Below are 23,463 nucleotides of genomic sequence, written 5' to 3'. Positions count from 1 at the left end.
TTCAATTAACACTTAAATGTAAAAATTTAAGCCTTATTATAAATTTCAAAATGACCAAAAATGTTCGCGTGCGTTTTGCACCAAGCCCAACAGGACCACTACATATTGGTGGTGTTCGTACTGCTCTATTCAATTATTTATTCGCAAAAAAACACAACGGAACTTTTATTTTAAGAATAGAAGATACCGACCAAAACCGTTATGTTGAAGGTGCCCAAAAATACATTATTGACGCCTTAAATTGGTGTAATATGCCTTTTGATGAAGGCCCGAACACCAACGAAAAATTTGGTCCATACCGCCAAAGTGAACGTAAACCGCTTTATAAAGCTTACGCTGAAGAATTAATTGCTTCAGGAAATGCTTATTATGCTTTTGATACTTCAGATGAATTAGATTTTCATAGAAAAGATCATGAAGCCAATAAAAAAACATTTATTTACAATTGGCACAACCGCTTAAAATTAAGTAATTCTTTATCGCTTACCGCAGAAGAAACTCAGGCTAAATTAGATGCTGGCGAAGATTACGTAATCCGTTTTAAAAGCCCGCAGGATGAAACACTTCATCTCAAAGATCTTATTCGTGGTGATATTAAAATTGATACTAACGTTTTAGACGATAAAGTTTTGTTTAAAAGTGACGGTATGCCTACCTACCATTTAGCAAATATTGTGGACGACCATTTAATGGAAATATCACATGTTATTCGTGGTGAAGAATGGTTACCAAGTTTGGCATTACACTACCAATTATACCAAGCTTTTGGATGGAATGCACCAGAATTTGCACACTTGCCACTTATACTAAAACCAACAGGTAAAGGAAAATTAAGCAAGCGTGATGGTGATAAATTAGGATTCCCTGTTTTTCCTTTATTATGGGAAGATCCAAAAACAAACGAAGTATCTAGAGGTTATAAAGAAGACGGTTATTTTGCCGACGCTATGGTAAATTTCTTAGCCTTTTTAGGTTGGAATCCGGGAACGGAGCAAGAAATTTTTAACATGGAGGAATTAATTGCTGCCTTCGACTTAAAAAAGGTAAACAAATCTGGTGCAAGGTTTGATCCAGACAAAATAAAATGGTTTAACCACCATTATATGCAAGAACAAAATAACGACGAGTTAGCAGATATCTTTAAAAATTCAAGACCAGAATTAGCCGATATTGATACAAGCTATATCGCCATGGCTGTTAATTTAATTAAAGAACGCGCTACTTTTGTTAGTGATTTTTGGGACTTAACAAGCTTCTTTTTTGTTACACCAACAGAATATGACGCTAAAGCCTCTAAAAAAGCTTTAAAAGAAGGTACAGCGGACTTAATGAATGAAGTAATAAGCCTTTTAAACGCGAATATGGACTTCACGGTAGAAACACTTCAAACCGAAATAAAAGGTTGGATTACAAGCAATGAAATTAGCTTTGGAAAAGTTATGATGCCACTTCGTTTAGCTCTTGTTGGTGCTTTACAAGGTCCTGATGTTTTCGATATTATTTACATGATTGGAAAAGATGAAACGGTTAAGCGTATTGAAAAAATTATAGCGATACTATAACAACACATTTATTAAAACGTAAAGACTTCTAAAAAGTTTAAATATTTTTTAGAAGTCTTTTTATTTAAGTCATTTTTAAATATCCCCATATATTCTGTTAATTCACCAGATAATAAAAGCAAAACTTTAGAAAAAAGTTTCGTTTTACCTAACTAAACTAAAATTACCTTTTTGGGTATTTCCATTATGATAGGTTATTACATACCAATAGTCATTGTTTGACAAAAGTTCACCTTCAAATGTACCGTCCCAACCTTCGTTTATATTCGTTATTTGTTTTAAAAGCTTTCCGTATCGGTCATAAATATAAACACTCAATACGTCATTTAAAGCGTTAGGAACCACCCAATAATCATTAATACCATCATTATTTGGTGTAAAAAAACGTGGCGGTAAACCTGAGATCTCTTTACTTGTAGTAAAAGTCTCCTCCAAACATCCAACTGCTTCTCCAGATGAATTATAAGGTTCTATAATTACATACATAGTTGTCCCTTTGGGTAAATCTACTGGTATGTCGTAATTCGTAATGTTTCCAACATCCAACTTGTTCAAAACATCGACATCCTCAGTAAATGTTTCCAAAGTTAACATATAACCTGTCGCGTTTTCAACCGGAGTCCACGATAAATTAGTATAAATAGGAACCTGCTTTGCACCAGGTAATGGCTCAATTAAACCCGTACACTCTGGAATCAAAATAGGCACGCCAGTGGTAAAACTTTCCTCAGTGCAAGCAGCAGCATCGCCATCGTCATTATAAGGTGTTATACTAACGTAAACCATGGTCTCTCCAAGTAAGTTTTCGGGTAAATTGTAGGTAGTAGCATTTCCAACATCAAATATATTTAAAATATCAACGCCTCCAGAACTAGTTCCAACCGATACTTTATATCCTATTGCTGTGTCAACGGGTTGCCATGATAAATCTGTGTCAACAGACACATCGGTGGAGCCTGCCAGCGGGAATACCAATGCTGTACAAATTGGAATGGAGGTGATAGTAAGCTCAAAACTTTCTTCAGAGACACAACCAAATTCATAGCTATCGTACATGTATATAGTAACTGGATACGACGGAAAATCACTAAAACTTATAATATCGCCTGCTTCATAAGCTGTTCCGGTACCATTGGGACCTGTATAAAACCTTTGGTTACCCGAAAGGTTGCCTCCTGTAATTGTTGGTAATGTAAACGTGAAAGACTTTTTACGATCTACTTTAGGATAAATAAAAGGGGTTGCTATGCTATTACCATCGGTAATGGTCCAATGGTCTTTAGTTATCATGTCGTTTCTTGCAGCTTCTCCAGCGCAATATTGGCTATTGCCACCACTAAACACCACATTGGGCTGTAAGGTTTGCGCACCCCAACCTATGAGTAAAGCATCATAGTTGTCTATGGATAACTTTACATTATCGAACATGCTCTCCATATTGGTAACATTGCTTACGTTCCAACCTCCAATATCTTGGTTAAACGAAGTGGCATTTCTAAACATAAACCCCATATCTGTTACACTACTAACATCCCAATTGCTTATATCTTGATTAAAAGGATTAACACCATTAACATACATACCATTAATAAAATAAACATTACCGTCAAACATCCTCCACATATCAGTAACACGACTTACATCCCAACCGCCAATATCTTGATTAAACAATTTTGCTCCATTAAACATATTTCTCATATGAGTTACACTACTAACATCCCAATCTCCAATATCTTGATTGAAGGATTCTGTAGCAGCAAACATCTCGCTCATATAAGTAACACTACTAACATCCCAACCGCCAATATCTTGTTGAAATGATTTAGTATTAGAAAACATCCCGCTCATATCAGTAACACGACTTACATCCCAACCGCCAATATCTTGGTTGAAGGATTCTGCAAAACTAAACATACTAGTCATATTATTTACATGACTTACATCCCAACCGCCAATATCTTGGTTAAAGGTTTCTGCATAAGTAAACATAGTAACCATATCAGTTACATGACTAACATCCCAATTGCCTATATCTTGATTAAATACAAGAGCTCCAAAAAAAATAGACGACATATCTGTTACGTTCCCAACATCCCAAATACCTATATCTTGATTAAACAATTCTGTATGTTGAAACATCCCTCTCATATCTTCTACATTACTAACATTCCAAACACTTATATCTTGGTTAAAGACGAGAGTTCCAGAAAGTAGATAAGACATATCGGTTACATTGCTAACATCCCAAGCGCTTATATCTTGGTTAAACAATTTTGCTTCAAAAAACAGCCCATTCATATTTGTTACGTTGCTAACATCCCAAGCACTTATATCTTGGTTAAATACGGAAGCTCCAAAAAATAGATAAGACATATCGGTTACATTACTGACATCCCAAGCATCTATATTCTGGTTAAAATATTCTGCCTCTATAAACATACCACTCATGTTGGTTACACTACTAAAATCCCAACCCCCTATATCTTGATTAAAATGGGAAACGGACGCTTCCTGCCCATAAGAACCTATGCCATCCAGTCCTCCAAACATATTGCTCATATTGGTAACACTACTTACATCCCAATCCCCTATGTCTTGATTAAAATAGGAAACAGTATCTTCTCCTCCTGCAAACATATAACTCATATTGGTAACACTACTTACATCCCAATCCCCTATATCTTGATTAAAATAAGAAACAGATTCTTCTTCTACTGCAAACATATAACTCATATCGGTTACATTACTAACGCCCCAATCTCCTATATCATAATTAAAGGCCGAGGCGCCTGCAAACATGTAGCTCATATCGGTTACCTGCGATAAATCTGGTTTATCTGTAAAATTACCTTGTAAATTGGAACAGCCTTCAAAGGCATATGCCATACTAAGCCACTGGTTATTCCCCCATTGCTCAATCGTCAACAACTTTTGTTCGTCATGCTCAATAGTACCTCCAAAATAAATGCCTGGAAAGGCACCAGTAATGCTAATGGTATAAGTGCCTGTGCTGACATAGGTGTGAATGGCGTTTCCAGTTTCTACCGTAGGCGTTGTACCATCGCCCCAATCTACCGTGTAATTATAGGTATAGCCTGGATACGTGCGTATGTCTATTTGATTGTAGCCTGAGGCTCCTAAATTATCTGTTTTCCAAGTGGTAACAAAAGGTATGGTGGCTTGACCATAGCTTTTTAAAATGAAAAAAAAGGCTATGATAAAAAGTGCACCGCAATACTTGTTTGCAAACAATTTAGACATATAAATTTATGTGAACATTAAAGATACATTTTTTTGTATTGTATTTACTTTCTTTTCGTTGAAGTGTGTTTTGTAGTTGAACTTATACATAATCTAGACACGCTATAATACTACATAAACTAAAAAATTGACACACTTGTTTTTTGTGTTAAATGTTAAAAAAACAAATGCTTCAAAGCAAGTAACTTATTCCATGTGTTTTCATACAAAAAATTTCTTAAAACCAACTACCGCAGGGTAAGCCTCACCAATATACTTTGGCTGCACTTCGCACAGGTTTCCGCTGGTTTTATTTATTGTTTAATACCAGTTAATGTTTGTAATTACTATAAAGAAAATAGCCTGATCCGTTGAAGAACGGAATGATTTTTTTCCTTATGTATGATTTATAAAAAACGAAAAGCCTCATTGTTTTCACTTGGTTTTTCGTTGTAAACTATGTAATTACAATTAATTTCTTGTTAATATTTTTGAAGTTAAATTAATAATTACTCGTGTAGGAAATAGTAAATGTTGCCTCTGTAGATGCACCTAGCCATTCTGACAGTTCTAAACCTATTACTGAAATAGAACCATTGTTTACAGTAATTGTTTGATTAATAACCGTATCAGTATAATAATAATTATCAAAAGGGTCACCACAAGAACCACTTGAATAATTCCCTGCAGATACATCCTCACCATTTTCATTTAATAAGTAAGTCAATACCTCTGCTGTGTCTCCACAATCAGATATTGAAGTATTGTTTGTTAACTCTACTTCTATACTTACTGTTATTTCAATGCTTGTTGCTCCTGGTACATCTATTTCAATCGATTTCATTATTGCGGAGTCCTCAAAAAAGTTATCATCTGTAACGTTATAAGTAAATGTGCCAATTGTATTAGTTCCAGAGTCTGTAAATGTCTCAGGTATTAGGATACTAAACTGAGCAAAAGCATTAATACTTACAAAAAGAGATAATGTCAAAATTGAAATAAAATTCTTCATAATACTATAAGTTTTAAATTATTAAATTTGTTTTATAATATTACAAAACAATATGTATTAACAACTATAAATTATAGTCTAAAATATATAAATTATCACTTTTTTCGCGCAAAAAAAGAAGCCAAAATCCTGTTAATTGATAAGTCAGCTTGTTTTAACATAAAAACATCGATAAAATTATTATGTAATCTCGATTAATCAGCATTTTATGAAAAATTTTATAAAATTGGAGTACATTTAAAGACTGTTTAATTTTTTTGATTGAAGCGAAAAAGAGCGTTTTTTTTGAACCGCATAGCACGGAATTACAAAATAAAAACTTAATGCTTCAAAGGAATCACCATATTCCATGTTTTCAAATTTCCGTGCTTCTGCTCTACTTCGAACTGCTGCAAATAAATGCGTCGGTTTTCCATCCTCAACTAAAATGAAAAAACGTCTAAAATGATTTTATTGTGCTGTTGTGCCAACATAAAAAAATCTATTATCTTCGTTTAGTATTGAAAATATGTATTATGTATACGTTTAAATAATTACATAAAATGAAAGAAATGTGGGATAATAGATATTCAAATGAAGATTACGCTTATGGAATATTGCCAAATGATTTTTTTAAGTATGCAATTGATAAATACAAACTAACAGGTAAAATCCTTTTACCCGCAGAAGGAGAAGGACGAAATGCTGTATATGCGGCTAAAAAAGGCTTAAATGTAACAGCATTTGATATAAGTAACGAAGGCAAAAAGAAAGCCCTAAAATTAGCGGAAAAAGAAAATGTAAAAATCAACTATGAGATTGGTAATTTGTTTGATTTAGATCTCATTAATGAACAATTTGACAGTGCTATTTTTATTTACGCTCACTTACCGCCTTCCATCCTATCAAATTATCATAAGAAAATTGCAGAGCTAGTAAAACCTAATGGCTACATAATTCTTGAAGGTTTTAGTACTGGACATTTAGAACTAAGAAAACAAAACCCTCAAGTTGGTGGTCCAGATAAACTAGAAATGTTGTTTTCAAAAGATACTATTAAAAGGGATTTTCCAGATTTTGACATAATCGAACTAGAGGATGTTGAAACCGAATTAAATGAAGGTAAATTTCATATTGGAACTGCCAAGGTAATACGTTTTGTAGGTAAAAAACAGCATACCACACAACCTAAACTGCATTAAAACACAATCTAGTAAACACCAAATCAGCTCCAAAAACCTCAAAAACAAACTTCCCTAATGCTTCAACGGAATCACCATATTCCAAGTATTCTCAAATTTCCAAGCTTCTGGCCCATTACCAACTGCAGCAAATAAGTGTGTAGGTTTTCCATCTTCAACTAAAACAAAAGGACGTTCAAAATGATTTTGGTGAGATGTTGTTCCATCATTCCATAAAACATCACGGCTGTATGCCTTAACGTTTTCGAATAAGTTCCATTCTACACCATCTTTAGACCAAATGTGGATGCCTCCACCTTCTTCTCCGCAAATTTCACCAGAACGATCTTTCATCACTCCTTCATATCTATCACCTGCCCACCAAATGTATGGATCTTCAACATCTACATGGCTATTTCCTGGCGTTTCAAACCTAAATACGGGCTCTTCACTTAAACGTTTATACTCACCTCTTGGGCTATCTGCCATAGCAACCCCCAATAATAACGGTGGTTTTGGAGTTACAGAAGATTTATACATCAATAAAATTTTACCTGTTTTTGGATCTACTGCTGGCGAAGGGTTGGATGTAATAGTAGCATCCCAATATCCTGGTCTAGGCTCTATAACTGGTTTATCAACACGTTCCCAAGGACCAAAAATAGAATCACTAATAGCCAAACCTACACGCTTGTTTAACCATGCTTTATTCCAATCATAACCATCTGGTTTCGGATTATCTTTTGTTGGTTGATCAAAATCGTAAGTTGTTCCAAAATGATATAATAAATACTTGTCTTTATATTTTACAATTCTTGGATTATGCGTACACATACCATCGAAAAACTCCTTTCCTCGAACAGGAAGCACAACTTCTTGAAATTCGTAAGGTCCAACTGGAGTATCGGCAACTGCACGAACAACTTCAGAATTTGTAACCCAATTACCAAAACCAACATCTTTAGACCATCTAGAAGCAAACATATGGTATTTACCATCCTCGCCTTTTATAACCGAAGATCCCCAAATCCAGTAATTATCATCACGAAAACCACCCCCTATCGGTGCAGGTAAAACACGATCTATAAATGCTTCGGGTGTTTGGTTTCCCGACATACAGGATAATAAACTTACCGATGATAAAGCGATTGATCCTTTTATAGTTGTTTCAATAAATGTTCTTCTTTTCATGTCTTCTTTTAAAATCTTAAAATTCTACTACGGCTCCAAAAACCAACATATTTTGGTTTCCTTCAAAACGAGTATTACCACCTAGCGTATCTAAACTAGCATTGTCTAATTTCTTTAAAATATTGGTAAAACCATAAATATATTGCGCTTTTAACTTAAAGTTTTTAATACCAACAGAAGCACCTACTGCACCATTAAAATTGAATTGAGAAATATTAAGAATATCTGCTGCCGATAAATTAGTGTAGTTAGCAATGTAATATCCATCTTGGTTTCTATCATTTAACTCCAATTTACCATTGTATTGTAACATGGGTCCAACATCTATTGTAAAATATTTTGGAATCACTTTTATATGCATCAATAAAGACAATTGAGCCGCAAACATTTTATAATCAATATAAGTTTCATCGAAACTAATTAAACTTGGTCGTCCTAGTATTTCAATATGATTTTCAGAGAGCTGCATACCAAAACTCATATTATACCATCTGTGTGGTATATCAACTATTGCACTCATTCCTCCTAAAAAACCTTGTGCACTTTTTGTGTTAAAATTATCTGTAGTCATATCAAATTGGGTAATACCACCACCTATATTTATATTGTTAGTAATTCGCACATTACCATGTTGTGCAAAGTTTTTTGTAACAAAACATAGTGTAATGGCTACTAATAGTAAAAGTCGATTAAATTTCATACGAGTTGAGCTTATAAACGACCAAATATAATATAATTTTTGTATCTTAAATTTTCTAATCATTTAATATAAAACCTATGGATTTCCTTTTAATTCCCCTAATTGTATTTGGGCTATTTATTTTAATTTCATCATTCTTTACGGTAAAACAACAAACCGCTGCAATTATAGAACGCTTCGGGCGCTTCCATAGTATTCGTCAGTCTGGTTTACAAATGAAAATTCCGTTAGTAGATCGCGTTTCAGGCCGTTTAAGCCTAAAAATCCAACAATTGGATGTTATAGTCGAAACGAAGACGAAAGACGATGTATTTGTTCGTCTTAAAGTTTCTGTGCAATATAAAGTTATTAGAGAAAAAGTGGAAGATGCTTACTATAAACTAGATTATCCCCACGATCAAATTACAAGTTATGTATTTGATGTGGTACGTGCCGAAGTTCCAAAAATGATTTTAGACGATGTATTTTTACGCAAAGACGATGTTGCCATTGCTGTAAAAACAGAATTGAATGAAGCCATGCAAAATTATGGTTACGATATTATAAAAACATTAGTAACCGATATTGATCCAGATGCACAAGTAAAAGCAGCTATGAACCGTATTAACGCGGCCGACAGAGAAAAAACTGCGGCACAATATGAAGGTGATGCGGCTCGTATTTTAATTGTTGAAAAAGCAAAAGCTGAAGCTGAAAGTAAACGTTTACAAGGGCAAGGTATTGCCGATCAACGTCGTGAAATTGCACGTGGTTTAGAAGAATCTGTAGATGTATTAAACCGTGTTGGTATTAACAGCCAAGAAGCATCTGCGCTTATTGTTGTAACCCAACATTATGATACATTACAAGCCATTGGTAGTGAAACTAATAGTAACTTAATTCTATTACCAAATTCTCCACAAGCTGGTAGCAATATGCTAAACGATATGGTTGCTAGTTTTACAGCAAGTAACCAAATTGGAGAGGCCATGAAAAACTCTAATAATAATAAAAAGGAAAAGGAAGAATAGAATATCAAATTTCCTTAAATTGAAATTAAATCCTCAAAGTTCAGCTTTGGGGATTTTTTATGTTTAGGAAAGTTTATTAACTTTTAAAAGGATGGCGCTCTTCCCACTCTTGTGATGGATTCATCAATTTAAAAATCTGTTTCAGTAATGCATTCATGATACCATTGGTGTGTTTTAAATACACCAGCATAGGTTTAGCCTCTGCACCTACCGAGCTTTTAATTTCCATGGCTGTACGTGCATAAACTATACTTTTAAAACTATTTTCTATACCAAATTTTAGCATATCATAAAGCATGTTTAAATAGAGCTGATGCGAATATTGGTGTTCACTATCATACCCTAAAAAATAGGTTTCCAAAGCTTTATTATTCAAGATTAACGTGTAAAAACCAACAAGTTTATCATCCAAATAATATCCAAAAATTCTAAAATTATCTTTTAGTTGAAATTTCAAACTATAAAAATGATTTTCGGGTAAAATGAATGTATTAAACTTAGCATTATCTGAAACATTTAGATACAATTTATGTAATACTTCAGAATTGTTTTTAACATCATCTAAAGATAATTCTATAGCTTTAATTGAGTTAAATTTCTTCTTGGCACGTTTATATCTATCTCTGTATTTTTTATGTAATGAAGCCGTATAATCTTCGATAGTAAACCAATCCTTTCTAAGAGAAAGTATCATATTAGGCTGCATGTGCACCTGATGTAATTTGGCAGCATTTAAGCTTTCTTTTTCTTTGTGAATAGGATCGTTTTCAAAATAATCTTTCAACACAAACATTCTAATTGTTTTATTTTGTTTGGTTTTTATAATCGTTTTAATTTCATTTAAAGCCTTATCAATAACTTCAAAAAATTCTCGATTAGATAGATCTTTCTTTCCAAAAAACAAACCATGTTGCCCAGTATGTGTTAAGTTTCCTATAACTAAAATATTACCTTTTAAAATTTTAGAAACTAAATCCCGAACATAAGCTTTAAAACAAGACAGCTCCGTTTTTCTAAACATATCTTGCAAATACAACTGTACACGTTGTGTAACGGCTGCACCAACCAAAACACCTTCTTTAAAAACACCAATGTAAAATAACTCTAGGTTATTTGGCGAGGCTTCTTCCAAAGCTTGTAAATAGGGCGTTTGCAAGAAAACATCGTGTTTTACAAGTGCGTTCCAGCCTTCTGGAAGTTTGTTAAATGAATTATAAATTTTATAATGTATCAATAGAAAATAAAAAAGACCGAAAATTACACTTCTCAGTCTATAAATATGTTAAAAGTTTACAAAAATTTTATTTCCAACCACATATAATGCCTCCCATAATACCTAAAGTCACAATCCAATATCCAGAGTTCACCAAAATGTATTTAGTACTTTTTCTTTCGAATAATGCATTGGTGCCTAATATTGGTAAAGCCACAAATACGCCTGCTAAAACACCGTGTAACGCACCGTGTTTAAAAGTTCTAAAATGATTACCATAATCGGCCATAAACGCAGCATAAGAAGGCAAAGCTTTTGAAGGATCTCCACCAACCAAACTCAACGCTCCGGTTTGATGAATACTCATTTGCATCATGGTCATCGCTAATAAAAAGGCAAAAATAAAAGCCATAATAAAAATTTTAGCCATGTTTCCCCCTTTCATATTTTCTACACTCATTCCAGCTTCTTTCATCCAAATGGTTCCAAAAACTTTTGGGTTGTACCAAATAAAACCAACAACCAAGGCAGAAATAGCAGCTACTAAAAGTGCTATTGGGTTAAAAAAATCCATAATATTTTAAGTTTAGTTAGTTTTTAAAGATAGTTAAATTTAGATAATAACTTATTTATTATCAATAAATTACTCTTACCAACTTCCGCTAGAACCACCGCCACCAGAACTTCCTCCACCACCAGAAAAACTACTGCTTGAAGATGAACTGCTATAACCTGAACCTGAACTACTATAACTTGAGCTAGAACCACTAGAAGAAAAATTCTTGCTCATAAAACTTTTATCACTTTTTAGTATTGATAATTTAAAAGGCTCATGATTTTTATTAGAACGGGTTAAAAAAACTATAATTAAAGGAATAGCAATAAACAAAACAACTACGAAAATAATTAAGTTAGCTATGTTTAAAAATGAGGCATTTTCTATAAACATAAAAGGATCACCAATTTGATTATTATTCATTCCAATATTAATAAAAATGGCGCCAAAAATCAAAGGCATAATAATAAATGGCAAACTAAAAGCAACTGTAATTATGGAGAAAAAAAGGAAAAATGGAAATGAAACAATACTAACCTTCCCAGTAATTAAACCTCTAAATAAATTTATTAATTGCTTATATCCTTTATAAAACAAAGTCCCTCCCGCTCCTATAAAAAGACCCAAAAATATAAGTAAAATAAACCCTATTATTATTTTTCCCCATAACGGCATTTCACTTCCTTCTTCATTTAAGTTAGCAAATTCTTCACGGTATTTAGGGTCGTCTATAAGTTTTATAATTTCCGATGTTGCTAAATCTACACCCTTGAAAAAATCACCCTTTTTAAATTCGGGCGTCATGGTTTCTCTAATAATTCGAGACGCAAAAGCATCGGTAATTATAGGTTCTAGACCATAACCTACTTCAATTCTAAACTTTCTATCATTTTTAGCTATTAAAATTAAGAGTCCATTATCAGCTTCTTTTTGTCCTAGTTCATTGTTTTCAAAAACCTTTAAAGCATAATTTTCAACAGTATTATTTTCTAAGGAATTAATTGTTAAAACTACTATTTGATGTGTGGTTTCAGTTTCGTAAGCCTTAAGTTTTTCTCGAAGTTCTAAAGTTTCGCTTTCGCGGAAAAGTGCCGCATTATCGGTTACAATTTCGGTTAAAACAGGAAAATCCTCTTGCCCGTTGGTATATTGAAACCAAACAAAAAACAAGAGGATTATTATTTTTATTTTACTCAAATGCTGTTAGTAACCTACGATTTAATTAAATGTTTTAGCTTCTTTCACTAATAACTCATTTTTATCATCTAATGCCTTTTCAATAAACGCATTAATATCATCATTTTTAGCTTGTCCGTTTTCCAACAAAACTTTTAAAATAAGGGTCACAGCAATACGTGTTCCTACTTTTTTAACAGCGGTGTTAAAAAGCGGTTCTACCTCATGGTAAGTAACATCTTTGGCTAGTTCTAAAATTTCAGTTCTAACTTTTAGTCGTTTCTCTTCAGGTAGATTCGTGTATTTTTTTCCTAATTTTTGAATCACATCAATCGCTTTTCTTTGCGACTGTTGTTGTGGTTTTTGTTGATTATTATTTGCATTTTTATTCGCTTCTGCCTGCGGCTTCACCTTTGCCCAAGAATCGCGTAAACCAACCGTTTTATTAAATACTAATTTATCTGAAGACGAATCGTTATCTACATTAAAATATCCTAAACGTTGAAATTGGAACCTTTGCCCTATTTCAGCATCTTGTAAACTTGGCTCAACAAAAGCTTCCACTAATTTTAAAGAATCTGGATTTATAAATTCCATAAAGTCTTTATCTTGATGGCTATCTGGAGCTTCATCTAAAAATAAACGATCGTATTCTCTAACTTCAGCTTTTACAGCATGCTTTATAGATACCCAATGTAATGTTCCTTTTATACGGCGTTCGGTATCATCAGAATAGGTGCAATGTACTTCTGTAATGTTTCCTTTAGCATCTTTTACAACCGATTCTGCTTTTATAATATAAGCGTTTTTTAAACGTACTTCTCCGCCTAATTTCAAACGGAAAAACTTATTACTTGCTTCTTCTTTAAAATCCTCTTTTTCAATATAAATTTCACGAGAAAATGGCACTTTTCTAAAACCAGCGGCATCATCTTCTTGGTTATTTTCAGCTTCAAACCATTCCTCTTTATCTTCAGGATAGTTTGTAATAACCACTTTAATCGGGTCTAAAACCGCCATAACACGTGGTGCCGTTTTGTTTAAATCTTCGCGAATACAAAATTCTAAAAGTGATACATCAATCATGTTTTCTCGCTTGGCAACACCAACCGCTTCCACAAATTTTCTAATAGAATTTGGTGTATAACCTCTACGACGCAAACCAGAAATGGTTGGCATACGTGGGTCGTCCCAACCATTCACCACACCATCCTCAACCAATTTAAGCAACTTACGTTTACTCATAATGGTGTAACTTAGGTTTAAACGGGCAAATTCGCGCTGTTTTGGGCGTAATTTATCAGTTGTAACTACTTGGTCCAAAAACCAATCGTAAAGCTCTCTGTGAGGTTTAAATTCAAGTGAACATAACGAGTGTGATACCTGCTCTAGATAATCACTTTCACCATGCGTCCAATCGTACATTGGATAAATACACCAATCGTTTGCCGTACGGTGATGATGTTTCTTTAAAATACGATACATAATAGGGTCACGCATTAACATATTTACATGTTGCATGTCTATTTTAGCACGTAAAATATGTTCACCTTCGTTAAATTCTCCCGCTTTCATACGTTCGAATAAATCGAGATTTTCTTCAACAGTTCTATTTCTAAAAGGTCCATCTACACCTGGTTGCGTTGGTGTTCCTTTTTGTTCGGCCATAGCTTCACTAGACTGCGAATCTATATATGCTTTGCCATCTTTTATAAATTGTACTGCCCAATCGTATAATTCTTGAAAATAATCGGATGAAAACAATTCCTTATCCCATTTGTACCCCAACCAAGAAACATCTTCCTTAATTGAATCTACATATTCCTGCTCTTCTTTAGCTGGATTGGTATCATCAAAACGCAAGTTTACTGGTGCATTATACTTTTCACCCAAACCAAAACTAATTCCGATAGCTTTGGTATGGCCAATGTGTAAATAGCCGTTTGGTTCTGGTGGAAACCTAAAACGAAGACTGTTTGTTGGCATTCCGTTTGCCAAATCTTCTTCTATAATTTGCTCTAAAAAGTTGAGTGATTTTCTTTCTTCCGACATATTTAAATAAATAAGCTTCAAAATTACGTAAATTCAAGTTATTTTTGACCTAATTCTAGCTAAGAAGCGTAACAAATTTGGATTTATTGTAACTAATATTTTAAAAGCTATGCTATGAAAAATAATAATTACAGTTGTCCAAAATGCGCAAACAGAGAATTTGAAACCAGTGAAATGCGCGCCACTGGTGGTCGATGGTCTAAAATATTTGATGTACAAAACAAAAAATTTACTTCGGTAACTTGTAAACGTTGTACATATCCCGAATTTTACAAAGCCAAAACCAGCGCCTTGAGTAACATTTTTGATTTATTTACAAACTAATGGGAATAATTAAAGTAGAAAACATTCGCGTATTTGCATACCACGGCTGTTTAAAAGAAGAAACAAAAATTGGTAGCGATTACCGTGTAGATTTAAAAGTAAAGGCGAATTTACAAGAATCGGCAAAATCGGATAAACTTAGTGATACTGTAGATTATGTGTTTTTAAACCGTATTATAAAAGAGGAAATGGAAATTCCATCGTATCTTTTAGAAACGGTAGCTAAGCGTATTTTAGATCGTATTTTTAAAGAAGATACTATGGTTACAAAAGCAACGGTTTGGGTAAGTAAATTAAACCCTCCAATTGGCGGAGATGTTGCTCGTGTTACCGTAAAAATGACCGAAAAGCATAAAAAGTAATTTAAAGTGTTGGAAATTGTAATTTTTTTTTAAATTTGCACCTCCATTAAGGTGTCGTGGCCGAGTGGCTAGGCTCAGCTCTGCAAAAGCTGCTACAGCGGTTCGAATCCGCTCGACACCTCAACAAAAAAGCTTTCTATTTATTTAGGAAGCTTTTTTTATGCCTTATATTTTCTAAGACAAAATCTCATTTTATTTAACTTAAACGCACAATTACGCTATATTGATTTCCAACCAAGCCGTTTAAACTGTAAAAAATAGATGAATTATGAAGGAAATGCTTTTAATTAATTATTTTCTCCTAATGGACTAATTTGTTCTAACTTTTCTTTTAAAAGCTCCTTTTCCTTCGGAAAAAATCCTTGCACTAAAAGCAATACACCAAAACCTAAAATAACCAAAGCAATTACCTTTTTTGTTTTATATATAAGGCGTGGTGTTAATTTGTTTTTAAGTTTTTTAGCGACTACAATTTTTGCTAAATCAGTCAAAAAGTAAACAATTAAAATAGTACTCAAAAATACAACTACTCCATTTTTAGATGTGGTTAACGAGTTTGCTAAAACAATAAAAGCCACCCAACCAAGCAACACACCAATATTTATAAAATTAAGCAAAAAGCCTTTTAAAAATAATTTTCCGTAGCCTTTTTTAACTTCAACTTTATGATATTCTCTAACAATTTCACGAAAGGATTTTGAAGTTTTTATGAATGAAATTAATCCGTAGACTAATAATAATACACCACCAAATACTAAAAAATTTGGATCGTCCTTTATCTTCTCAAGAAGCTTATTGGTACTAAAAAATGCAACCAAAATAAAAATAATATCGGCTAGCATTACGCCACTATCAAAAATTAACGCGCTCCGAAAACCTTTTGTGGCACTCGTTTCCAACAGCACAAAAAATACTGGACCAATGGTGAAAGCTAGAATAATTCCGAAGGGAATAGCTCTTAAAATATCGTCAAACATAAACTTAATAGAAGTTTATACAAAGTAATGAAATATTTTAAAACTTTCTTGTTAATAACAAAAGAAACCCATAATCAAAGTTTACTTAGCGTTCAATAACAAATAACAGTGTAATATTTACACACTCTCCTACCATTTTACACACTTTTTACACATAAAATATTATCACTCATTTTTTCATGAAACCATAAAATACTATTAATCAGTTAATTAAAAATAAAAAAACATTTAATTCTATTTACGGCATATTTATTTCTCTTAAGTAATCGTAAAACAATTTACAGTAATCAAAAAACAAAAATCATGAAAAAATTAATTTTAACAGTAGCAATCGTAGCAAGTGGATTTTCAACTTTCGCATTATCAATCAATCCTATTCAAAATGAAATGATAAGCGTTTCTATTACAGAAGAATTTAAGGAAATTACTTTAGAAAGTTTACCTGCAGAAGTTACAACAGCTATAGCAAAAGATTTTGCTTCAGCTACGCTTAACAAAGCATATGTAAACGGGAAAGAGCAATTTAAACTTGAAATGACTATCGATGGTACAGACAACGTAGCATATATTGATAAAGATGGTAACTGGTTGAAAGCAAGTGATGTTGAAGCTACTGAAAATAGCGAGGAATAATATTTTATAAATAATTAAGTATATAATAATCAAAAAACAAAATCATGAAAAAATTAATTTTAGCAGTAGCAATCGTAGCAGGTGGATTTTCAACTTTCGCATCAACAATTAATCCTATTCAAAATGAAATGATAAGTGTTTCTATTACACAAGAATTTAAGGAAATTACTTTAGAAAGCTTACCAGCAGAAGTTACAGCAACTATTGCAAAAGACTTTACTTCAGCTACGCTTAACAAAGCTTATGTAAACATTAAGCAACAATATAAACTTGAGATAACTATCGATGGTACAGACAATGTAGTATATATTGATAAAGATGGTAATTGGTTGAAAGCAAGCGATGTTGAAGTTACTGAAGAATAATATATTCTATCACATTTATTATAAAAAGACGTTTTGAAATAAAACGTCTTTTTTTCTGTTTTAAAAATATACCAATCAACTAAACTTAATACATTTGTTGATCAATCACTTTTTATGAAGCAAATCTTATTAATTGAAGATGATGTCTCCTTTTCTAAAATGCTAAAACATTTTTTAGAACGGCATAATTATGCAGTTACTGTAAGTTATAATATTAATAGTGCGTCTACGCTTTTAAAACAACAGAACTACGATTTAATTTTTACAGATTTACGCCTTCCCGATGGAAATGGTATAGATTTACTAAAACAAATAAAGGATAGTAAAAACACGGTTCCTGTAGTTTTAATGACTGGCTACGCTGAAGTTTCGACCGCAGTAAAAGCGATGAAACAAGGTGCTTTCGATTATATTTCTAAACCCTTTAATCCAGAGGAAGTCTTAGAGGTTATTAGTAACGCTTTAGAAAAGAAAACCATTGATTCTAATTTTGAAACAACTAAACCTCCAAAAGACAAAACTAATATAGATTTTGTTAAAGGTATTAGTGCAGCTTCTACCACTCTAAACGAATATATTCAATTAGTAGCACCAACAGATTTATCTGTGTTAATTACCGGCGAAAGTGGTACAGGTAAAGAAGTTGTAGCAAAAACTATACACTTAGAAAGTTTACGAAACGGTAAACCATTTATACCTGTAGATTGCGGTGCTATACCTAAAGAAATAGCATCTAGTGAGTTTTTTGGACATAAAAAAGGAGCTTTTACAGGTGCAACAGACGATAAAATAGGCCATTTTGAAGCTGCCAATGGCGGTACTTTATTTTTAGATGAAGTTGGCAATTTAACCTATGAAAATCAAATACAATTACTGCGAGCTTTACAAGAAAGAAAGGTTAAGCCCGTGGGAAGCAATAATGAAATTAATGTTGATATCCGGTTAATAACAGCAACAAACGAAGATTTACTTGAAGCTGTTGAAAAAGGTACTTTTCGTGAAGATTTATACCACCGTTTAAATGAATTTTCTATTAAAATTCCCAATCTAAAAGATAGAAACAACGACTTAATTCTTTATGCAGATTTCTTTTTAGAAAAAGCGAATAAGCAATTAAATAAATCGGTAATAGGTTTTTCAAAAAGTGTTTTAAATATTTTTCAAGATTACCAATGGCCAGGTAATTTAAGAGAATTATCTAATGTGATTAAAAGAGCCACTTTATTAACGCAAACTGAAATTATTGATACAAATGTTTTACCCGTTGAGTTAAAACAACCCAAAGAATCGAATACAATTAGCAACACATTTTCAACTAAAGAAAATGAAAAAATGCTTATTATAAAAGCTTTAAAAGAAGTTGGAAATAATAAAACTAACGCTGCAAAATTATTAAATATCACAAGAAAAACACTCTATAATAAAATTAAGGAATACAACCTTAACTAAGGTAAGCTTCTAAATTCTTTATAAACTTATCTAAATAATTTTTAAAATCTATAAAATCATTATTTTCAATAGTTTTACCTGATTCAAATTTTTCTAAAAAAGGAATAACTGTATCTACATTTAACTGTTTAAACATAGTAAGCATTTTATGGCTTGTACCATTTATGGTATCCATATCGTTACTGTTTTTAGCAACTTCTAATAGTAGGTAATTCCTTTTAGTATCTTCTAAAAAAGTATCTAATATACCTTCTATTGCAGCAGTATCATTATTAAAAAAAACGTTCAATGAATCGAGACTAAATCCTTCTGTTTGTATGCCACTATCCGTAATAGAGTTAATTGTTTTATGAGATGCTTTACTACTAAAAAAAGATTGTAAAATACCTTCAATTTTACTAGAACTAAATGGTTTTATTAATACTTCGGAAAAACCACTATTTATATAATCTTTGGTAGCCATATTTGCCCTTCCAGTCATTGCAATTATAGGTTGATTTTTATAAGACGAATCATTTTTAAGAACTTCCATAAAATGAATACCATTCATTTTTGGCAACTGAATATCGGTTAAAACAAAATGGTAATCTATATGTTTTATTTCATCTAAAGCCGTTTTTGCATTATTAAACATATAAACCTCAACACCGTATTGTTTTAGCACATCATGAATAAGTTGTCGCATAGAAACATCATCTTCTACTACTATGGCTTTCAAATTAAAATTTAAGGCTTCTAACGGCTTACTAGACGTATTTAAAACCTTATCCGAAAGCTTTACAGGTATCTTTAAAGCAAATACACTTCCTTTATTTATTTCGCTCTCTAACGTTAATTTTCCTTCTAAAAGTTCAACTAGTTTTTTAGAGATTGTTAAACCTAATCCAAAACCAGTATGGTTAATATCCTGGTTATTATCTGCCTGTGCAAATTCCTTAAAGATATGTTCCTTTTGGTCTTCACTAATACCAACTCCTGTATCAGTAACTTTAATTTCTAAAGTGTTATTTTTTAGAGAACTAGAAATTGTGATACTACCTGCATTAGTGAATTTATAGGCATTAATAATTAAATTAAACAAAATCTGCTTTAATCTAAATGGATCGGTAATTATAAGTTTACTTATAGATTTATCGTGTTCTATAATAAAATCAACAGGTTTATATTTAACAATATTTTTTACGTTTTGGACAATTTCATCTATATGTTTTTCTAAGTTAAACGGTACAGGCTCTATAGCTATATTTCCATTTTCAAGTTTCGAAAACTCTAAGAGATCATCCACTAATTTCCCCATATAATTAGAAGCACTAAAAATGTGTTCTATATAATTCTTATCCTTTTTATCTTGTATTGAATTTTGAAGTAATTCACTAAAACCTGTAATTGTGCTTAAAGGTGTTCGTAAATCATGACTAACCATAGATATTAATTGTTCTCTACTTTTTAATAAAGAAGATGCAGTTTCATTAGCGGTTTCCAATTGTTTTCGATAACGTTGGGTTTTTCTAAACTCATTTAAAATGATAATTGAAAAAATAATGATAACTACAAAACTAATGCCTGCAGCAAATAAAATAATATTTTTACTACGGTTAATCGTTACTTCTCTTTGTTTATTGATATTACTAGTGTAACGAATAATATCACGTTCTAAAGCGCTTAATAATTCTTGTAATTTTTTAAAAATAATTAAATCATTCTCTATAAGCTCTCCTTCTTTTTTCTGTAAAAATGCACGCTGATTATTAGATTTAACCTGAGCATCTTTTAGCATGTTTTTTGAAATAGATAATAATGAATCTATTTCTTCTTGATCCACTTTATTTATTGAATCTCTAGGGTTATATTTATTTAGTATTTTTACGTATTCTTCAAAATTTAAACGTGTTTTTTTATCTAAAGCTTCAGGGTTCTTAACAAGATCGTTAATAGAAACCTTTCCTAAATGAGAATCGATTGAGGTAAGTTTACTAATTGCTTTATTTATAGATTCATTAGAGTTATCACCGTTTTTTAAGTTTTTCAAATACGTAATGTTTTCAAACTTTCTATCTACAAATACTCTAATACTATCTAAAATATTTTTTTGAGAACTACTATTAATAAGCAAGTTAAGCGAATCTATTTTTAAAAGTAGTTGATCATTTTCAAAAACATATTCCTTAAACTTTTCCGAAGAATTTAATTGAATTGCAGCTCTTGCTAAACTTTCATTTTCATAAATATCGGCGATTAAACTTCCTGTTTTAATAATTTTACTACGATCTGAAATATCTTGTTTTTGTAAGCTTGTAAATGTTTTTATTTCGTAAAAAATTAAAAACCCAGAAGTAACAGCCAAAATAACTAGTATAATATAACCAATTATAACTTTAAAAGTAATAGCACGTTTAGCATATTTCATAAAAAATAAATAATGTTTAACCTTATAAAAATTGGTTAATAATACTGTTTTTGCTTTATACTTAAATCTAATTTTTTAAATAAAAAAAGTAATAATATTAATTACTATTCTTTCAACTATAAACTGTTTAACTTATTGTTTTTTTTACATACTTTTTGCAATAAAAAATACTAGTTTAACTTATAAGCTAGCATAAGACCACCACGATAAGGTAACCACTCCCCACTTTTATTATACTTTGTAGCACCTTCAAGACGCTCACCAGTGTCTATGTGATAGCCTTTATAGAACCCTTGATGCCATCCACCACCAAGAAAAATATCGAGCATCCACTTATCATTTATTTTTTTCTGAAAACCAATAGTAGAACCAAGCATATAACCCAAACCTTGTTGATATACATAATCCCGATCTCTAAAATTTTTAGCTATTTTAAACGTTGTACCAGCTAAGTGTATTCCCGCATAAAAACCATGAAAACGCTCTTTAAAATGATATCTTAATTCTGAAGTTGCTATGCCGAATTTATATGGTAATCCGTCGATAGAATTCCAAAAAGAAGCCATAATATCAAATTGGTAACTAAATTTTTCACCAACAGTAGTTTCAATTCCGAAGTGTGGAACCGCTAATAAAATAGTTGCAGCATTACCTTTAATGTAAGTTTCTCTTTTAGGTGAATTTCTTTCTTCTACATCTTGAGCATGTATTTGAAATGTTCCTAGAAATAAAACAATACTGAATAGATAAAAATTAAAATTCATATAGTTAGTTTTTTAGTTTTAAAACACCTAGGACACTTTTTATCAGAGATATTACAAATCTAAAGTTTTTAACTACATGAATTTTAAAAGAATTTTTATTGAAATAAATGAGACTATTATAATAACCTAATCTACGTATATAACACGTCCACCAAAAGCTTTATTTTCGGTAACATTTTTTGGTTTACCATAAATAAATACATCGCCTCCAGCTCTAATATTAACATCAATTTCATCGGTAGCGGTAACATGAGCATCACCAGCTGCTTTAATAGCTACTTCAGTTTTAGTAGTTTTAAGTTCTTGACCTTGGTATATTCCACCACTAAATAAAGAAATTTTCTGACTTGTTGACGTTCCCGTAGTTTCAATAATACCACCTGTAATAGCTTTAATGTTAGCAAAAGTAACATCTAGAGCTAAATTTATAGATGCACCTTCCTGAGCTCTTAAATCGATTTCAAATTGCTTTAAAACATCATTAGAAATCACTTTGGCTCCTTCGTTAACATCAATAACATCCACAGCTGTATAATGTAGTTTTATTTTTATATTGTTACCATCGAAAATCTTATCTAAACTCATTTTTATTTTTAATAATCCGTTTTTATTAACGATTACAACATCTTGAGAGTTTTTACCCGAAATCTCAACCTTATTAACATTATCTTTTACAAGCTCTACCTCTATTAAATCGTAAACTTTTAAGGTTGTAAATTCTCCGATTTCTTTGTCTATACCGTTATTCGCAAATAAACTTGTAGTGATACAAAGCACTAAAATTTTAACTATTGTTTTCATCTGTATTTTATATTATTTGATTCCTGTTTCTATTAGACGTAAAATTATCAATAATTGTTCCGAAGTTTTAAACTTTAGCAAAACATTATCATTCATTTGCAATATAAAAAACTAAACCACAGTAACAGCGGTACCTGTAACAGAAACCACAATAATACCCGAACTTGGTAAAGTTTCTACATCTATGCCAATACCAACAACTGCATTTGCCCCAAGTTTACTAGCATTATCTTTTAATTTCTGAAATGCCTCTTCTTTAACTAGATTTATTTTATTCTCGTAAGATTCATAATATTTTTCCATATTAAACGTAAGCGTTGTTTTTGGCATACTTACATCTACGCCTGTTACGATGCCTAAATAATTTTTTATATTGTGATCTTCTATAGTGTCTGTTGTTGTTAAAATCATATTCTTGTATTTTTTATATTGGTGTTTAATTAGCCGATAATGTTACAAGTTCTTAAATTTATTTAAAAAAAATGTATCTTTTTTACCTTTTCTAGGTC

21 protein-coding genes and 1 tRNA gene are annotated in these 23,463 nt (G+C 31.8%); 9 read left to right on the top strand and 13 right to left on the bottom strand.

Translation table 11 applies throughout. The features are described from left to right. Positions 1–50: 50 nt before the first annotated feature. Positions 51–1,562 carry a glutamate--tRNA ligase gene (gltX, locus tag GQR97_RS06070; RefSeq protein ID WP_158846478.1) on the top strand — a complete coding sequence of 504 codons (1,512 nt, stop codon included), beginning with the start codon at positions 51–53 and terminating at the stop codon, positions 1,560–1,562. A 144-nt stretch (positions 1,563–1,706) separates the two neighbouring features. Here the strand turns inward: gltX and GQR97_RS06065 are convergent, their stop codons facing one another. Together GQR97_RS06065 and GQR97_RS06060 are read right to left on the bottom strand one after the other, a co-directional pair. Then, a complete protein-coding gene (locus GQR97_RS06065) occupies positions 1,707–4,823 on the bottom strand; it encodes a BspA family leucine-rich repeat surface protein (protein ID WP_158846476.1) in 3,117 nt (1,038 codons plus the stop codon). A gap of 481 nt (positions 4,824–5,304) precedes the next feature. Beyond that, positions 5,305–5,814, bottom strand: a complete 510-nt coding sequence (locus GQR97_RS06060; RefSeq protein ID WP_158846474.1) for a hypothetical protein — start codon at positions 5,812–5,814, stop codon at positions 5,305–5,307. A gap of 542 nt (positions 5,815–6,356) precedes the next feature. Between GQR97_RS06060 and GQR97_RS06055 the strand changes: the two genes are divergently transcribed. Then, on the top strand, positions 6,357–6,995 hold the full coding sequence (locus GQR97_RS06055; protein ID WP_158846472.1) for a class I SAM-dependent methyltransferase: 639 nt from the start codon (positions 6,357–6,359) through the stop codon (positions 6,993–6,995). Positions 6,996–7,049: 54 nt separating this feature from the next. On the opposite strand, the gene GQR97_RS06050 is transcribed toward GQR97_RS06055, so the two are convergent. Together GQR97_RS06050 and GQR97_RS06045 are read right to left on the bottom strand one after the other, a co-directional pair. Next, complete coding sequence (locus tag GQR97_RS06050; protein WP_158846470.1) at positions 7,050–8,165, bottom strand: glycoside hydrolase family protein; 1,116 nt, start codon at positions 8,163–8,165, stop codon at positions 7,050–7,052. 16 nt (positions 8,166–8,181) lie between these two features. Beyond that, positions 8,182–8,865: a hypothetical protein gene (locus GQR97_RS06045; RefSeq protein ID WP_158846468.1), complete on the bottom strand. Its 684-nt coding sequence runs from the start codon at positions 8,863–8,865 to the stop codon at positions 8,182–8,184. A 77-nt stretch (positions 8,866–8,942) separates the two neighbouring features. On the opposite strand from GQR97_RS06045, the gene GQR97_RS06040 reads away from it, so the two are divergent. After that, positions 8,943–9,875 carry an SPFH domain-containing protein gene (locus GQR97_RS06040; protein WP_158846466.1) on the top strand — a complete coding sequence of 311 codons (933 nt, stop codon included), beginning with the start codon at positions 8,943–8,945 and terminating at the stop codon, positions 9,873–9,875. 76 nt (positions 9,876–9,951) lie between these two features. Here the strand turns inward: GQR97_RS06040 and GQR97_RS06035 are convergent, their stop codons facing one another. The 4 genes from GQR97_RS06035 to GQR97_RS06020 form a co-directional block, all read right to left on the bottom strand. Beyond that, positions 9,952–11,109 carry a GNAT family N-acetyltransferase gene (locus tag GQR97_RS06035; RefSeq protein WP_158846464.1) on the bottom strand — a complete coding sequence of 386 codons (1,158 nt, stop codon included), beginning with the start codon at positions 11,107–11,109 and terminating at the stop codon, positions 9,952–9,954. A 67-nt stretch (positions 11,110–11,176) separates the two neighbouring features. Beyond that, on the bottom strand, positions 11,177–11,662 hold the full coding sequence (locus GQR97_RS06030) for a DUF1761 domain-containing protein (protein ID WP_158846462.1): 486 nt from the start codon (positions 11,660–11,662) through the stop codon (positions 11,177–11,179). A gap of 75 nt (positions 11,663–11,737) precedes the next feature. Continuing rightward, a complete protein-coding gene (locus GQR97_RS06025) occupies positions 11,738–12,814 on the bottom strand; it encodes a TPM domain-containing protein (protein ID WP_233267610.1) in 1,077 nt (358 codons plus the stop codon). Between the two features lie 48 nt (positions 12,815–12,862). Further along, complete coding sequence (locus tag GQR97_RS06020; RefSeq protein ID WP_158846458.1) at positions 12,863–14,872, bottom strand: glutamine--tRNA ligase/YqeY domain fusion protein; 2,010 nt, start codon at positions 14,870–14,872, stop codon at positions 12,863–12,865. A gap of 114 nt (positions 14,873–14,986) precedes the next feature. On the opposite strand from GQR97_RS06020, the gene GQR97_RS06015 reads away from it, so the two are divergent. The 3 genes from GQR97_RS06015 (at position 14,987) to GQR97_RS06005 (ending at position 15,679) form a co-directional block, all read left to right on the top strand. Then, entirely contained in the window at positions 14,987–15,196 is a 210-nt protein-coding gene (locus GQR97_RS06015) for a zinc ribbon domain-containing protein (protein ID WP_158846456.1), read from the top strand. Next, the gene (gene folB, locus GQR97_RS06010) at positions 15,196–15,558 is read left to right on the top strand and encodes a dihydroneopterin aldolase (RefSeq protein WP_158846454.1); all 363 of its coding nucleotides are present in this window, start codon (positions 15,196–15,198) and stop codon (positions 15,556–15,558) included. Before GQR97_RS06015 ends, folB begins: the two co-directional genes overlap by 1 nt. A 50-nt stretch (positions 15,559–15,608) precedes the next feature. Then, positions 15,609–15,679 (top strand) — tRNA-Cys (locus GQR97_RS06005). A 166-nt stretch (positions 15,680–15,845) separates the two neighbouring features. On the opposite strand, the gene GQR97_RS06000 is transcribed toward GQR97_RS06005, so the two are convergent. Then, positions 15,846–16,535 carry a LysE family translocator gene (locus tag GQR97_RS06000; RefSeq protein WP_158846452.1) on the bottom strand — a complete coding sequence of 230 codons (690 nt, stop codon included), beginning with the start codon at positions 16,533–16,535 and terminating at the stop codon, positions 15,846–15,848. Positions 16,536–16,838: 303 nt separating this feature from the next. Between GQR97_RS06000 and GQR97_RS05995 the strand changes: the two genes are divergently transcribed. The 3 genes from GQR97_RS05995 (at position 16,839) to GQR97_RS05985 (ending at position 18,982) form a co-directional block, all read left to right on the top strand. After that, positions 16,839–17,168, top strand: a complete 330-nt coding sequence (locus GQR97_RS05995; RefSeq protein WP_158846449.1) for a hypothetical protein — start codon at positions 16,839–16,841, stop codon at positions 17,166–17,168. 44 nt (positions 17,169–17,212) lie between these two features. Further along, positions 17,213–17,533 carry a hypothetical protein gene (locus GQR97_RS05990; protein ID WP_158846447.1) on the top strand — a complete coding sequence of 107 codons (321 nt, stop codon included), beginning with the start codon at positions 17,213–17,215 and terminating at the stop codon, positions 17,531–17,533. Between the two features lie 114 nt (positions 17,534–17,647). Beyond that, the gene (locus GQR97_RS05985; RefSeq protein ID WP_158846445.1) at positions 17,648–18,982 is read left to right on the top strand and encodes a sigma-54-dependent transcriptional regulator; all 1,335 of its coding nucleotides are present in this window, start codon (positions 17,648–17,650) and stop codon (positions 18,980–18,982) included. Here the strand turns inward: GQR97_RS05985 and GQR97_RS05980 are convergent. From GQR97_RS05980 to GQR97_RS05965, 4 genes are all read right to left on the bottom strand, one after another. Then, a complete protein-coding gene (locus GQR97_RS05980; protein WP_158846443.1) occupies positions 18,975–21,389 on the bottom strand; it encodes an ATP-binding protein in 2,415 nt (804 codons plus the stop codon). The two genes, GQR97_RS05985 and GQR97_RS05980, sit on opposite strands and share 8 nt — an antisense overlap. A gap of 170 nt (positions 21,390–21,559) precedes the next feature. Next, a complete protein-coding gene (locus GQR97_RS05975; protein WP_158846441.1) occupies positions 21,560–22,153 on the bottom strand; it encodes a DUF3575 domain-containing protein in 594 nt (197 codons plus the stop codon). 126 nt (positions 22,154–22,279) lie between these two features. Continuing rightward, positions 22,280–22,954: a head GIN domain-containing protein gene (locus GQR97_RS05970; protein WP_158846439.1), complete on the bottom strand. Its 675-nt coding sequence runs from the start codon at positions 22,952–22,954 to the stop codon at positions 22,280–22,282. 111 nt (positions 22,955–23,065) lie between these two features. Then, a complete protein-coding gene (locus GQR97_RS05965) occupies positions 23,066–23,365 on the bottom strand; it encodes a heavy metal-binding domain-containing protein (protein WP_158846437.1) in 300 nt (99 codons plus the stop codon). Positions 23,366–23,463: the final 98 nt, after the last annotated feature.

Source organism: Algibacter sp. L1A34, assembly GCF_009796805.1.
Classification (GTDB): domain Bacteria; phylum Bacteroidota; class Bacteroidia; order Flavobacteriales; family Flavobacteriaceae; genus Algibacter.
Note: the sequence above shows the minus strand (reverse complement) of the source record. Positions and strands in the feature narration are given on the sequence as shown.

Excerpts from the sequence above, each read along its gene's own strand:
- gltX (WP_158846478.1), top strand. The coding sequence starts at position 51 with ATGACCAAAAATGTTCGCGTGCGTTTTGCACCAAGCCCAACAGGACCA.
- GQR97_RS06065 (WP_158846476.1), bottom strand. The coding sequence starts at position 4,823 with ATGTCTAAATTGTTTGCAAACAAGTATTGCGGTGCACTTTTTATCATA.
- GQR97_RS06060 (WP_158846474.1), bottom strand. The coding sequence starts at position 5,814 with ATGAAGAATTTTATTTCAATTTTGACATTATCTCTTTTTGTAAGTATT.
- GQR97_RS06055 (WP_158846472.1), top strand. The coding sequence starts at position 6,357 with ATGAAAGAAATGTGGGATAATAGATATTCAAATGAAGATTACGCTTAT.
- GQR97_RS06050 (WP_158846470.1), bottom strand. The coding sequence starts at position 8,165 with ATGAAAAGAAGAACATTTATTGAAACAACTATAAAAGGATCAATCGCT.
- GQR97_RS06045 (WP_158846468.1), bottom strand. The coding sequence starts at position 8,865 with ATGAAATTTAATCGACTTTTACTATTAGTAGCCATTACACTATGTTTT.
- GQR97_RS06040 (WP_158846466.1), top strand. The coding sequence starts at position 8,943 with ATGGATTTCCTTTTAATTCCCCTAATTGTATTTGGGCTATTTATTTTA.
- GQR97_RS06030 (WP_158846462.1), bottom strand. The coding sequence starts at position 11,662 with ATGGATTTTTTTAACCCAATAGCACTTTTAGTAGCTGCTATTTCTGCC.
- GQR97_RS06020 (WP_158846458.1), bottom strand. The coding sequence starts at position 14,872 with ATGTCGGAAGAAAGAAAATCACTCAACTTTTTAGAGCAAATTATAGAA.
- GQR97_RS06015 (WP_158846456.1), top strand. The coding sequence starts at position 14,987 with ATGAAAAATAATAATTACAGTTGTCCAAAATGCGCAAACAGAGAATTT.
- folB (WP_158846454.1), top strand. The coding sequence starts at position 15,196 with ATGGGAATAATTAAAGTAGAAAACATTCGCGTATTTGCATACCACGGC.
- GQR97_RS06000 (WP_158846452.1), bottom strand. The coding sequence starts at position 16,535 with ATGTTTGACGATATTTTAAGAGCTATTCCCTTCGGAATTATTCTAGCT.
- GQR97_RS05995 (WP_158846449.1), top strand. The coding sequence starts at position 16,839 with ATGAAAAAATTAATTTTAACAGTAGCAATCGTAGCAAGTGGATTTTCA.
- GQR97_RS05990 (WP_158846447.1), top strand. The coding sequence starts at position 17,213 with ATGAAAAAATTAATTTTAGCAGTAGCAATCGTAGCAGGTGGATTTTCA.
- GQR97_RS05985 (WP_158846445.1), top strand. The coding sequence starts at position 17,648 with ATGAAGCAAATCTTATTAATTGAAGATGATGTCTCCTTTTCTAAAATG.
- GQR97_RS05980 (WP_158846443.1), bottom strand. The coding sequence starts at position 21,389 with ATGAAATATGCTAAACGTGCTATTACTTTTAAAGTTATAATTGGTTAT.
- GQR97_RS05975 (WP_158846441.1), bottom strand. The coding sequence starts at position 22,153 with ATGAATTTTAATTTTTATCTATTCAGTATTGTTTTATTTCTAGGAACA.
- GQR97_RS05970 (WP_158846439.1), bottom strand. The coding sequence starts at position 22,954 with ATGAAAACAATAGTTAAAATTTTAGTGCTTTGTATCACTACAAGTTTA.
- GQR97_RS05965 (WP_158846437.1), bottom strand. The coding sequence starts at position 23,365 with ATGATTTTAACAACAACAGACACTATAGAAGATCACAATATAAAAAAT.